At 41.9% G+C, this 13,270-nt stretch carries 12 protein-coding genes; 3 read left to right on the top strand and 9 right to left on the bottom strand.

Translation table 11 applies throughout. The features are described 5' to 3' along the window. Positions 1-78: 78 nt before the first annotated feature. Together fmt and QWZ01_RS03875 are read right to left on the bottom strand one after the other, a co-directional pair. A complete protein-coding gene (gene fmt, locus QWZ01_RS03880; protein WP_290321916.1) occupies positions 79-996 on the bottom strand; it encodes a methionyl-tRNA formyltransferase in 918 nt (305 codons plus the stop codon). Between the two features lie 34 nt (positions 997-1,030). Further along, complete coding sequence (locus tag QWZ01_RS03875) at positions 1,031-2,269, bottom strand: exo-beta-N-acetylmuramidase NamZ family protein (protein ID WP_290321915.1); 1,239 nt, start codon at positions 2,267-2,269, stop codon at positions 1,031-1,033. Positions 2,270-2,353: 84 nt separating this feature from the next. On the opposite strand from QWZ01_RS03875, the gene QWZ01_RS03870 reads away from it, so the two are divergent. Next, positions 2,354-3,574 carry an ABC transporter permease gene (locus QWZ01_RS03870; protein ID WP_290321914.1) on the top strand — a complete coding sequence of 407 codons (1,221 nt, stop codon included), beginning with the start codon at positions 2,354-2,356 and terminating at the stop codon, positions 3,572-3,574. Positions 3,575-3,643: 69 nt separating this feature from the next. Here QWZ01_RS03870 and QWZ01_RS03865 read toward each other — a convergent pair whose 3' ends face one another. The 6 genes from QWZ01_RS03865 to QWZ01_RS03840 all read right to left on the bottom strand — a co-directional run bounded on the left by QWZ01_RS03865 (position 3,644) and on the right by QWZ01_RS03840 (position 9,481). Then, positions 3,644-5,191, bottom strand: a complete 1,548-nt coding sequence (locus tag QWZ01_RS03865) for a ribosomal eL19 family protein (RefSeq protein ID WP_290321913.1) — start codon at positions 5,189-5,191, stop codon at positions 3,644-3,646. Beyond that, a complete protein-coding gene (locus tag QWZ01_RS03860; protein WP_290321912.1) occupies positions 5,184-5,738 on the bottom strand; it encodes an RNA polymerase sigma factor in 555 nt (184 codons plus the stop codon). The genes QWZ01_RS03865 and QWZ01_RS03860 overlap by 8 nt, the downstream gene beginning before the upstream one ends. Before the next feature lie 281 nt (positions 5,739-6,019). Then, positions 6,020-6,469: a hypothetical protein gene (locus QWZ01_RS03855; protein WP_290321911.1), complete on the bottom strand. Its 450-nt coding sequence runs from the start codon at positions 6,467-6,469 to the stop codon at positions 6,020-6,022. Between the two features lie 64 nt (positions 6,470-6,533). Further along, positions 6,534-7,337: a nucleoside triphosphate pyrophosphohydrolase gene (mazG, locus tag QWZ01_RS03850; protein WP_290321910.1), complete on the bottom strand. Its 804-nt coding sequence runs from the start codon at positions 7,335-7,337 to the stop codon at positions 6,534-6,536. Positions 7,338-7,414: 77 nt separating this feature from the next. Continuing rightward, the gene (mnmC2, locus tag QWZ01_RS03845) at positions 7,415-8,107 is read right to left on the bottom strand and encodes a tRNA (5-methylaminomethyl-2-thiouridine)(34)-methyltransferase MnmC2 (protein ID WP_290321909.1); all 693 of its coding nucleotides are present in this window, start codon (positions 8,105-8,107) and stop codon (positions 7,415-7,417) included. Between the two features lie 27 nt (positions 8,108-8,134). Next, on the bottom strand, positions 8,135-9,481 hold the full coding sequence (locus QWZ01_RS03840) for a rhodanese-like domain-containing protein (RefSeq protein ID WP_290321908.1): 1,347 nt from the start codon (positions 9,479-9,481) through the stop codon (positions 8,135-8,137). Positions 9,482-9,719: 238 nt separating this feature from the next. Here QWZ01_RS03840 and QWZ01_RS03835 point away from each other — a divergent pair, with 238 nt between their 5' ends. Beyond that, positions 9,720-10,355: a TNT domain-containing protein gene (locus QWZ01_RS03835; protein ID WP_290321907.1), complete on the top strand. Its 636-nt coding sequence runs from the start codon at positions 9,720-9,722 to the stop codon at positions 10,353-10,355. 2 nt (positions 10,356-10,357) lie between these two features. After that, the gene (locus QWZ01_RS03830) at positions 10,358-10,717 is read left to right on the top strand and encodes a hypothetical protein (RefSeq protein WP_290321906.1); all 360 of its coding nucleotides are present in this window, start codon (positions 10,358-10,360) and stop codon (positions 10,715-10,717) included. Positions 10,718-10,787: 70 nt separating this feature from the next. Here QWZ01_RS03830 and QWZ01_RS03825 read toward each other — a convergent pair whose 3' ends face one another. Next, entirely contained in the window at positions 10,788-12,863 is a 2,076-nt protein-coding gene (locus QWZ01_RS03825) for a M13 family metallopeptidase (RefSeq protein ID WP_290321905.1), read from the bottom strand. Positions 12,864-13,270 lie beyond the last annotated feature (407 nt).

The raw sequence follows: 13,270 nt of genomic DNA, 5'->3' as shown, positions 1-13,270 counted from the left end.
TTTTGACTTTGGGTTGATGGGAGAGGGAAAGCGATATAGCAAGCAAACTTTCCCCTTATATAGTAAAGTGAAAACTATTTACAGTTTTACGCCCCTCAAAAAATCTTCGATCCCCATACGTTTTTTGCCCTCCAGCTGTATATCAGTGAGGCTGATGAAGCCATCTTTAGCTGCAAATTTCAGGAACGTTTTATTATCGGTCAGGAAGCCGCCAGGTTGTATAGCTGGCTCATCAGGTAGTAGCTCCGATGCGTAAACCTTTAAAATTTTACCATTCAAATCAGTATAGGCAGTAGGTATGGGGCTCAAGCCCCGTATTTTATTGTAGATGTGCTGGGCAGGTTGGGTCCAGTCGATGAGGCAATCTTCTTTAAAGATTTTAGGTGCATGCCTTAACTCTTCGCCAGTGTGCAATTGGGTTTGCGGGTGTTCATGGTAACGGCCGCTCTCAACAGCTTTTACGGTTTTTACCAGCAGGCCAGCGCCTTTATTCATCAGCCAGTCATGTAACTCGCCTGCGTTTTCATGACCGCTTAATGTTATCTTTTCAGTAAATAATACATCTCCTGTATCAATTTCATGTTTCAGGAAAAATGTGGTTACGCCGCTTTCTTTTTCACCATTGATCAATACCCAGTTAATGGGAGCAGCGCCACGGTATTGCGGTAACAATGAGGCATGTAAATTAATGGTACCTCTTGAAGGCATATTCCAGACAACTTCGGGCAACATGCGGAAAGCTACTACCACCTGCAGATCGGCATTCAAAGCTTTTAAATCGGCCAAAAAATCAGAGTTTTTAAGCTTTTCGGGCTGCAGCACTTTCAGGCCGTTAGCTACCGCATACTGTTTTACCGCCGATTCGCTCACCTTTTGGCCACGGCCCGCAGGTTTATCAGGCGCAGTAACAACACCTACAATATTACTGCCTGCTTTAATTAAAGCATCTAACGATGCAACGGCAAACTGGGGGGTGCCCATAAATACAATTCTCATGCTATAATATACGTTTGAAAGTGCTTTTTGCTTGTTATTGATATAATAAATATTTGGCGCGAATGGTTTTAAACTTATTTAAGCCAGGTTCCCAACTCCGGCGTATCTGGGCTTCGCTGTTACCTGCTTCAATTTGTTTTCTTAGCTCTGTGGTGCCTGCCAGTTTGGTAAAATAAGCATTAAAAAAATGAGCTTTATCAGGAAAAGCTTTATAAAGCTGCAAAAGCAATGACAGATCTAATCGCCCTTTTTTCCTGATCATCTCTACACTGTAGCTTTTTAAATCGATACCATAGCATAACTGATCTTTTTGCGGCGGGTTTTCACTCATACCAGCTATACTTACCGGTGTAAATGAAAAAAAATATTTACTTTTTAATGAAGGGTGCCCAAGTTCCAAAAAGGGGAATAAGGTGCCCCTGCCCAGGCTTAATGTTGTCCCCTCAAACAAACATACGCTGGGGTACAACAAAATTGATTGATCGGTATTTAAATTGGGTGATGGATTTACAGGTAGTTTGTAAACCATATCATGCTTGTAATTAGCTACATCAATAATCTTTAACTTGCATTTTACACCGTCTTTTAACCAACCTTCGCCGTTGATCATTTGAGCGTATTCGGCAATGGTCATGCCATGGCTTATGGGTATAGGATGCATGCCAACAAAAGAACGTGGAGCTTTAGTAGTATCTAACACCGGGCCGTCAATCAGGTAGCCGTTAGGGTTGGGCCTGTCCAGTATCATGAGTTCTATATTGTTTTCGGCACAAGCTTCCATAACATAGTGCAGGGTTGATATATAGGTATAAAAACGTGCGCCTACATCCTGTATGTCAAATATAACCAGATCGAGGTCTTTCAGGTCTTCAGGAGTGGGTTTGTAGTGTTTATTACCGTATAATGATATAACCGGCAGGCCTGTTTTTGGATCAGTGGCATCATTTACACTGGCGCCATTACTGGCATCACCCCTAAAGCCATGTTCAGGGCCGAAGATCTTTCTTATGGCTATGCCCGATTTTAAAAGCGTATCAACACTGGGAGTTAGGTTTTGACCGATAACAGAAGTTTGATTTACAACCATCCCAATATTTTTTCCTTTAAGATAGTCAATATACAGCGGAATCTGATCGGCACCGGTAATTATTTTTGAACCGGTTTGGGTTGTCACCGAGTCGGGATTTACACTAACAAGCCTGTTGGCCCGGGCGGTGTTTGTCCACAAAACTGTTATTAACGCGCATTGGAAAAAAAGGAATGTTTTTATCATAAATATTATGTTTAAACAATTTTAGTAGTAGTAGGTTTAGCAGCAAAACCGCATATTTGCGAAGGTACAAAAAATCATTCTGCATTGAGTTTCGCCTCTTTTATATCAGCACGCATAACATTCAAGTCAAAACGCACCTTTTCAAAACTGATCGTGCGCATTGCCATTATTGGTATTATGCTGGGTTTGGGGGTTATGATACTGTCGCTGGCTATTGTTAAAGGCTTTAAACACGAGATTCGCGAGAAGATACGCGGTTTTGCCGGTGACATTCGTGTAGTGAAATTAGATAATAACAGCTCATACGAAAGTTCACCTTTTGTTGACGATACCAGTTTTACCAAACGTGCCCTAAAAAGCCCTTTCATTACCCGCATCATGCCCTTTGCTACCAAACCCGGTATTATTAAGGCTAATAATGAAATTGAAGGTGTGGTATTAAAGGGGGTTGATAAAACCTATGACTGGACCTATTTTAAAAAAATAATGGTGGCCGGTAGCGTGATTGATTTTACCGATTCGGTAGAGGCACAAAAGGAAATCATGCTTTCGCAAACCACAGCCAACCGATTAAAATTAAAAGTAGGCGATAAGCTGCTGATGTACTTTGTTCAGGAACCCCTGCGTAAGCGACAATTTAAAATAAAGGGAATATTTAATATTGGAGTAGAGGAAGTTGATAAAACCTTCGTGGTTGGTTCTTTATCATTAATTAACAGGCTCAACAACTGGAAAGCTAATGAAATTGGTGAGTACGAATTACGCGTGTCTGATTTTAACGCGGTTGATTATGCTGCAGACAGACTGGACGATATATTACCTGTAAAGCTGCGCTCCTACACCGTAGAAGAAGATTATCCCCCCATATTTGAATGGCTTAAACTGCTTGATGTTAACTCGGTAGTAATGCTTGCGCTCATGACCCTGGTAGCCGTGATCAACATGATATCGGCATTGCTGATCATGATATTGGAGCGTACCACCATGATAGGCATGTTTAAGGCCATGGGCGCCACCAGCTGGAAAATCCAGAAGATATTTTTATACAATGCCGCTTATCTCATTGGGTTGGGCCTGTTACTGGGGAATGCTTTGGGCCTTGGGCTTGGCTTTTTTCAGCAGCAAACGCACTTTTTCAAACTTGATCAGGCATCGTACTATATGACCTTTGTACCTGTTGAATTTAACCTGGGCGATATCCTGATGCTCAATATCGGGACGCTGGTTGTTTGCCTGCTTGTACTCATTGTGCCATCAATGCTGGTGAGTAAAATATCACCTGTAAAAGCTATCCGGTTTAAATAATATCAGATCGATAAATTAAGGCTACCATATTGCTAATGAATGCCGTTTTCAAAACCGTATCCCCAATATTTATTTCTTGGGCGAAGTGAAGTTAAGTTTCAGATTTAATCCCCCGGCACCAAAACGTAGTTGTTGTGAACCAAGCCCATCAAGCGGATACTTTAAAAAAGGCTCGATAACTATCCGGTTGGTTTTACCTATCGGATAACCAACACCGAACGATACGTTGAGGGTTTTAGCGAAGTTAAATCCGGTGAAATTTTTGCGGGTGGTTTCGTCGGTAGTTTGCTGAGATGCCCCCGCCGCAATTGAGGATGGACTATATCCATATACTGATGTATAAGCCTCGTTGATGAAAGTACCTGAACTTAAACCAGCCGAAATATAAGTATCACTTTTTTGAGGATTAAACTCATATTTAAGGTTCAGCGGAATATCCAGACCCACCAAATTGGCATTGTAGTTTTTCAGTACCGGGAAAGATGTATTGGCCGAAAACAGATTCTCTTTATCGTAAGAATTGGCTAAAGCCTGTGGCCGGGCTACCGCAGCGCTGGCGTAACTAAGCGGCACCGTATTACTGTTATAACTCAGCGTATTTTGAGCCAAGGCCACGCCTGTTGAAAGTTTTATGTTTTTGCTGAGTTTAATATCTGATGAAAAACCAAGCCCTGCATTAACCTGATTGGCGCTTCCTTTTGCATAGTTAAAAAATGTAGCGGCATAAACCCCAAAGCGTACTTTTTTATCCTCTGTGTATTTATCATCAACCTTTGGTGTTTTGCTCTCATTGGCAAACAATGCTTCCATTGAGTTGGCTTTTGGTTGGGTTGGGCCCTTGGCCTGCGGCGTATTTACAATTACAGGCGCAGTGCTGTTATTAGCCGGGGCCGTAACTACTGTTTTTGAAGCATTAGTGGCAGGCGAAACCGCTCCGTATTGCGGAGCATTAACAACCGCGGTTGCCTGTTGATTGCTGTTTATTGGTTTGCCAGGTGCTACAACTGAACTAACCGGAGTTTTTGAACCTGTGGCTACCGGAGCAATTGTCTTAGCAGCATATTGTGCCGCATTTGTTTTTATGCTATTGGAGTCGGGAGTAATGTTGTTTGCTTTTGTTAACGGTTGTTGTATAGTTTTTGTAATTGTGTTTGCATAGGCAGCTGTGTTGCGGTTGGCAGCGGCAGGTATTAAAGGTTTAGTGACAGATTTGCCGGCTTGTATTTTTGATGCAGCCAGGCTGTTAATAGTTGATGAATCAGTTGCTACTACAGTATTGTTTTTAATAACAGGTGTTTGTTTAGCAGCTAATTGTATGTTTGTATCTTGCGTTACGACTGATTCGTTTGGTTGTTGCTTTGCATGTTTTACAGCTATAGTATTGGCTGCTTGTTTTGCAGGGTTCAGCATCCATAGGCCAATACCTAAAAATAGTAAAACAGCGGCCGCCGCGCTTGCCCACCATAGCCAGGCAACCGGACGCTTCTTTTCCGTTTCAGGAAATTTATTCCTGAGCAATAACCAGCCTTCGTCAGCAGAGGGGTAGGATGGGTCTTCAAAATTATCAAACACCTCCCTGATGCGGTTGCTTAAGTCGTTATCCAACTGCTCATCCATGGTTTTGCGTTTCGGTCCTTAACATTTTTCTTAATCTTTCTTTTGCCCTGCTCAGGTAAACCCTTGATGAGCTTACCGGAATAGATAGCATATTTGCAATTTCATCGTGATTATATCCGTCTATTTCGTATAAGTTGAAGATGGTAAGCTGAATTGCAGGCAGCTCTTTCATCAGTTTTAAAATATCCTGTACATTTAAATTATCAACCGCACCCATGTTGCTGGTAATTGGAGCGGCGTTCTCCAGTTCAACATTAAGTTGAAATTTTAAATCTTTACGCCTGCGATCAATAGCGGTATTAACCACAATGGTACGCAGCCATGCTTTAAAGGGTTTGTCAATATTATAGCTGTGAATGGCATTGAAAACTTTTATAAAGGCATCATTTACAACCTCTAAGGCATCATCGCGATTTAAACTGTAACGCAAACTAATCCCCATAGCATAGCCATAGAATAGCTTATACAGCATTTCCTGGTGTTTTAGGCTGCCTGTTTTGCATTGGCTGATGATCTCCTCTTCAGTAATGCGTGGGGGTGAATGCATTAAGTATTTTTAATTCCGCTTAAATAATAGTTACTCTTTAATTATTTATTTATAGCCTTTACGCAGTGGTTGCGATTATTGATACAATAAGTAATAAATTTTTATTGCATTAGCTGTACCAAGCCGTTGCAGGTTGATACTAAACAAATTAATTACGAGGGTGCAAAAATAAAAAATCAGCTGCACTGTTAAGTACCGCTGATTTTTTATTACAAAAACCGGATAATTTTAAATAAAAGGCCGCCACTTTTAAGGGTGACGACCAGTAAATTAAAACATAATTAATTTGAAGTTTTATAAAGATCGTAGAACAGAATTGAATCCTGCAGGGCATTAGCCCGTGTGAATTGCAATCTTGTACCATTGTATGCGTAACGGTAGGTTCCTACCAAATGAAATTTTGGCTGAGGGCCTGCTTTGTAAGTGCTGTCATAAAAAGCAATAAGTGAATTATAACCATCATACTGGAAAAGGCCTTTGCTGCCTGCATGTACAGTAGCTGTATCGCCAGTTACCGCGTATGTGTTAGGGTTTGCTATTTTTATATTAAGCAGGGAGTCTTTCTTTACAGTGTCGTAAGCCGTGGTTGTGCCTTTTTTTACAAGCAGCTTAAAAGTACCTTTATAAGTACCTAATGGTGCAGGAATGGGTGTATTGTCTGATTTTGGTGAGCAGGCAGCACCTAACATCATTAATAATAATGGTAGTAAGTAGAGTAAATTGCGTTTCATATTAATTCGTATTTATTAACCATTACGTAACTTTTGATGAAACGCTACAGCGGTAGCGACTTTTTTATAGTTTTTTTGCCTCGTCCCAAAATATATCCATTTCGGCAAGGCTCATATCGTGCAGCTGTTTGCCGCTTTCCTTTGCCTTAAGTTCCAGATATTGAAAACGTTTGATGAATTTTTTATTTGTTTTTTCAAGCGCGTTTTCCGGGTTGATGTTTATGAAACGGGCGTAATTGATGAGTGAAAATAACAGGTCGCCAAATTCACCTTCTGCCTTTTCATGATCGATGGCGCTTTCGTCTTCGGCGTTAAATTCATTTTTAAACTCCTGCATCTCTTCTTCAACCTTGGCCCAAACCTGGTTCTTCTCCTCCCAGTCAAAACCGACACCCCGTGCTTTTTCCTGTATGCGTGATGCCTTTACCAGGGCCGGTAGGGAGGCAGGTACCCCGCCTAAAACAGATTTGTTGCCTTCTTTCAGCTTGATCTGCTCCCAGTTCCGTTTTACATCCTCCTCATTTTGCACCTCTACCTCACCATATATATGCGGGTGACGGTTGATCAGCTTTTCGCAAACACTGTTCAATACATCTGTGATGGTAAAATCATTTGTTTCTGAGGCTATTTTGGCATAAAAAACAAGATGAAGCATAATATCACCCAATTCCTTTTTTATCTCGGGCATATCGGCGCTTAAAATGGCGTCGCTAAGCTCGTAGGTTTCTTCAATGGTAAGGTGGCGCAGGCTTTCCAGTGTTTGTTTTTTATCCCATGGACAATTTGCCCTCAGGTCATCCATAATGGTAAGCAAGCGTTCAAAACCGGTTGCTGGGGTAGATGCGGTATCGGGAGCTTTTAAAGGCATGTGTTTTAGTTTTTTGAAATACAACCAAAGATAGCTGATTTACTATCAAGAGGAAAAGAGAGGGCCGTATAGCCAGGTTAATTGTTTGTTAAATTCTTTGTGGCCCGCAGCATCTCGCGTTTGCCTGCCGCTCCGGGCACTTTTTCAATGGTAAAGCCAAGAGCCTTAAGCATTCGCTTTAAATTGCCGGTAATTGCATAGGTAACAAACACGCCGCCTGGCTTTAAAAAGCTTACCGTATGGCTAATGGCCGGTTGTTCCCACATTTCAGGCTGCCGGGCCGAAGCAAATGCATCAAAATAGATGATATCATACCGCTGTTCTGTTTTAAAATCAGTCAGTTTAATATCTGCAATTTGAAGGTTGCAGTAATGATCAAGCTTTACTTGTTTTTTTAAAGCATCAGGGTATGAGGCAATATAAGCAGCCCAAAGCTCAGGCGAAGAGTATTCATCATAACCTGTTTGGGCCATCATTTCCGCGCTAATAGGGTAGGCTTCAATGCCAGTGTAGTTTAGCAATGTTTGGCGTTCGGCACATTCATCGGCACTGAGCAAAAAATTTAGTCCGGTTCCAAAACCAACTTCCAGTATGCTTACTTCATCAGTCTTGTTTGCATCTAAAAAGAAATTCAAACCCGCGTTAACAAACACGTGACGACTCTCCTGCAAAGCTCCGTTGCGTGAATGGTAATGCTCACCAACCTGCGCGTTGTAAATGGTTTTTGAACCATCGGCAGTGGTTACTATCTCCAGGTTATTATTGCCCATGGCCATTAATGGATTACTTGAGCGCTATTAATGAATAGTTTCGGCAAATTCAACTATTACTTCGCCCAGGTCATATACCGGTACCTGTTTTATTGTGGCTGCAACAATGCTTGCTGCAGCAGCCGAGCGATAGCCAGCAGCGCAATGGATAACAATGGGTTTATCTGCAGGTATTTCATCAAGCCTGTCGCGCAGTTCAGGCAGAGGAATACTGATACCGTTTTTGAATATCATGCCCTCATTTACTTCGCCCCGATTACGTACATCTACAATGGTGTATTTGTCGGTATCGGTTTTAAAATCATCAAGGTTAAGATCGGCCGATGTTTCTGTAGCACCGGCAGGTATTAGTACTCCGGCTTTGATATTTTTTTCATAGCCTATTTTGGCGGCCTTTTTAATAAACATGTCCAAATCAGCCGTGTTATCGGCAACCAGGTAAAATACCTCTGTAGGTTTTATGATAGAACCCAACCAGGTTTCAAACTTCTCCCCGTTTTGCAAATTGATGGCACCTTTTAAATGGCCGCTCCTGAACTGTTGTTTAGGGCGGGTATCAATAATAATAGCGTCTTTTTCAAGTGGTGTTTCGGCATTTATCCTGCTAACGTTATCAACGCTCTGCTGAAACGAAGGCGCGCCCGCTTTATTTAAATCCACATCGTAACCAAAATAATGAGGTACAAAGGGTTGATCGGTAGTCAGAGTTTTTACAAAGGTAAGCTCATCCATCGGTTGCAGTGCATAGTTTTCACGCAGTTCGCGGCCTATGGTGCTTTCCAGATCAGGGCTCATGTTTTTACCGCATAACGAACCGGGGCCATGCGCAGGGTAAACTATAACACTTTTTGGTAAGGTCATGAGTTTTTGACGGGTGCTCTGGTACATTTGTTTAGCAAGCTCTTCCTTTTTAGCAGTGATGTTGCCAACATTTTCACGCAGGTCCGGGCGACCTACATCGCCTACAAATAAGGTATCGCCGGTAAAGATAGCGGTTTCCTTGCCTTCTTCATTTTCCAGTAAAATACAAATAGAGTCGGGCGAATGACCGGGGGTATTCAGTGCCTTTAACTTTATATCGTTAAGCTGTATAGCGTCACCATCATCAAAAGTTTCGTGCGGGTAAGTTGCGCCTGTTAGCTTGCTGCAATAGATAACCGCATTGGTGGTTTGGTGAATTTCCAGATGCGAACTCACAAAATCGGCATGTGGGTGGGTTTCAATAACGCCCACGATGTCGGCATCGTGCTGGGCTGCAAAATCATAATAAGGCTGCGGGTTGCGTGCCGGATCAATAACAATCATTTTGCCTGTGCGGATCACAGCATATGATGCATGCGCCAAGCCTTTATCGTAGAACTGATGGATAATCATAATATAACCGCAAATATAAAGCTTTGCTTGCATTGATTACCTGTGCCGGGGTTAGCCAAAAGTAAAATAATTAATTATTTATGGTGGATAGTATATTATGACAATTTAATTTATTTAAACTTATTTTAATTATTAAATAAGATTTTTTATGTGTGAATTGTAATAATTGATATGAATAAAATAAATATATAATATGTATTTATTCGTATTATTTTTATACCGACTAAACAACCTTATTATGAAATCGATAAAAGTTCTGCTAATAGCAGCGCTGTTTATGCCATTCCTGGCAACAGCTCAACAAAAAAATTCAGCTCATCATCATTCAGGTAATTTAAAACATCACAAAAGCGCCGACGGCCTTGTTAGGGGCGTGAGCTTTGATGTTTTTAAAAGTTCCGTATCTGATTTTGCCGACAGCACCAAAAAAGCACTGGCCGATACTGCCTGGGCATTATGGAGAGATGAAAAGTGGGACGGGCTGGAGAAATTTTTTACAGCCAATAATTTAAACGGTGGCTGGCCTCCAAACCGGGGCGCGGTAAATTTAAAAATAGTGGTTTTGAAAGCCGGTGTGCTGATTGACCGTTACGGAGGTTATTTTGATGCCGATAGTGTTTTTCAGGATAAAGGTACTTTTGTATCTTTAACAGATGTTCCCTTTCCGCAGCGTGCCCTGCCCGATAAAACTTTGAGCTCGCCTTACAGGGTTTATAAAATTGTAAAGCCTATTACAAATGTTAAGGAAGGAAAAATTATCCCGTGGTTTGGCAAGCCGGGTTTAGGTGTTCAGGATGAATTACCTTATACGGTTAACGATCTGAAGAAAGAAGGTTATCTTGAGGAACAAAAGAAACAGGAAAGCTCTAAATAATTATGATAGCAAAATACGCCATGACAAATTCGTTGTTATTTGATGGAAATGAATCTGAAATTATTGACAGGTATTTTGTTCCGGATACAGAGATTGCAACAGGTGTGGCAATAAAATTCAACGATTTTGCCCGTAATGCTTTTGAAGATCTGCGTGCCATCATTGGAGATGCCGATTTTGAAACTATCATACAAACCGGTGGATTTACAACCGACAATGGCTTTTTAAAGCTTTACAAAGGGAGCGAGGGCCTGCGTTTGTACTTTTGCAAAAAGGGTAATACCATAATGGTTTTCGCCTATGGCGAATTTCAACCTACCCGATACAAGCTTTACCTGGAAGGTGTCTGGAAAATTAATTAAAAACTCAACCTATATTAAAAAAACAAGAAAGCCCGGTTTTGCCGGGCTTTCTTGTTATGAGTGGCATTAACTACCACACCTTTATCCTGTCTTCAGGCTTTTTATACATTTTATCGCCGGGTTGTACATTAAATGCTTTGTACCAGGCATCAATGTTGGTAAGCGGCGCATTGGTGCGATATTGTTCAGGCGAGTGCGGATCGGTCAGGATGCGTTGCGCTGCCGCTTCAGGGCGTTGCGAACTGCGCCATACTTGTGCCCATGATAAAAAGAAACGCTGATCGGCAGTAAAGCCATCTATTTTTTTGTTTTCCTGGCCTTGTTTGGTTTTCTTGTAGGCCTCATAGGCAACGTTTAGGCCACCAAGGTCGGCAAGGTTTTCGCCAAGCGTTAGTTTGCCATTTACGTGCAGCGTGTCAACAACCGTAAAGGCGTTGTATTGATCAACCACTTTATTGGCGCGTACCTTAAATTTGTCGGCATCGGTTTTTGTCCACCAATCACGCAGGGTGCCATCAGCATCGTACTGGCGGCCCTGATCGTCGAATCCGTGGGTCATTTCGTGTCCTATCACAGCACCAATACCACCATAGTTTACGGCATCATCGGCCTTAAAATCAAAGAAGGGGAACTGCAATATACCAGCCGGGAATACGATCTCATTATTTGTTGGGTTGTAGTAAGCATTAACGGTTGGTGGGGTCATGCTCCAACGGGTTTTATCAACCGGTTTGCCTAAACGGCTTACGTTAAAGTTGTAACGCCAAACAGACAGGTTGCGGAGGTTACCTACATAATCGTTACGGTCAATCACTACTCCATCGTATTTTTCCCATTTATCAGGATAGCCTATTTTAACGGTAAAGGCGGCCAGCTTTTTAAGGGCACGCTCTTTTGTTTCGGGGCTCATCCAATCCAGACGTTTAATACGATCGCCAAGGGTTCCCTTGAGGTTGTTCACCAGATCAACCATGTATTGCTTGGCAGCGGGAGTAAAGTATTTTTCAACAAACAACTGGCCCAGCAATTCGCCGAGGCTGCCGTCAACAAGAGCGCTTATACGCTCGTTACGAGGTGTCTGCACTTTTTGTCCGCTCAGTACCTTATTAAAATCAAAGGTGGCGTTTACAAATGATGAACTTAGTGCAGATGCAGTTCCTTTAAGTATGCTCCACTTTAAATAAACCTTCCAGTTATCAACCGGGGTAGCTGCAAGCAGGGAGTCGGCAACTTTGAAAAAGGCTGGTTGGCCAACCAGAACAGTATCCTGACCTTCGGCTTTCATTTGCGGCAAAAGTTTCACCCAGTTTAAATGCGGCGTTGTTTTGCTGAAGGCATCAACCGAAAATTTGTTGTAGGTAACATTAGGATCGCGCATGGCTACACGGCTTAGCTGTGCTTTGGCTAATGTGGTTTCAAGGCCTAAAATAACATCAGCATTTTTAACAGCCGCATCGTTGCTGCTGCCTGTTAACGTAAACAGCGCAACAATATATTTTTTATAGGCATCCTGTATGCCTTTGGTACGCGCGTCTGTTTTTAAATAATAATCACGGTCGGGCAATGAGGTACCGCCCTGGTCAAGTCCGGCAACGTATTTATTTACGTTCTTGTCATCCTGCCCAACACCAAACCTGAACAGCGGGCTGCCCTCACCGTTAACACGCTGATAGGTGATCTCGTTTATTACATCGTCAAGACTGCTTATTTTATCAATGCGTTGTAAATCGGGCTTAAGAGGGTCGTAACCGCGTTTTTCAATATTTACGCTATCCATGCCGCTTGCGTACAGGTCGCCAACGCGTTGTTTTAAACTTCCTTTAGGTTGCGTTGCCGATTGTTTGCTTACCTCGTTGAGCAGGCCCAATAATTTATCGGTATTTTCCTGGCGAAGGATATTAAAGCTACCCCAGCGGGTTTCTTTGGCAGGTATAGCATTTTGTTTTATCCAGTTGCCATTGGCGTAGTCAAAAAAATCATCGCCGGGCTTAACGCTGGTATTCATGTTGGCCGGATCAATAAATTTTTTCGGAACGCCTTGCTTATGGCTTGCTTTGGGTGATGCGCCACCATCGGCAGCAAAGCTATTAGCCGACAGCGTTAGGGAACCTGCCAGCATTACATAGTAAGGTAACTTTAATTTCATATTAAAATTTAAAAATTAAAGTTAGTGAAATATGTTAGTTGTGTGCAAACCGCGGATGCGGATGCGTTTAGCGGTTAAACCAGTTTACGAAAAACGAAAGCTTTGACCTTTTTAAAATATCAAGCCAAAAGCGGTGCAGATCCATTGATTTCATGACTTTTAAGGTTACTGACATTAAAAACGGGCTTATTGTAAAAATATTGTGATGTGGTGAGTGGTGATGTGGTGAGTGGTGAGTGGTGAGTGGTGAGTGGTGAGTGGTGAGTGGTGAGTGGTGAGTGGTTTGGAAAAATAGCTTACAAGTTAAGAAAAATCGAATGAATCACTTAATCAGATAAATCAAGGTTCAGACAAAAAATCAACGGAATCAAAAAAATCACCTAAATCAACGGTCTAATTTATTTATT

Origin of the sequence: Mucilaginibacter aquaedulcis (assembly GCF_030409325.1) — a bacterium.
GTDB classification, from domain to species: Bacteria; Bacteroidota; Bacteroidia; order Sphingobacteriales; family Sphingobacteriaceae; genus Mucilaginibacter; species Mucilaginibacter aquaedulcis.
Note: the sequence above shows the minus strand (reverse complement) of the source record. Positions and strands in the feature narration are given on the sequence as shown.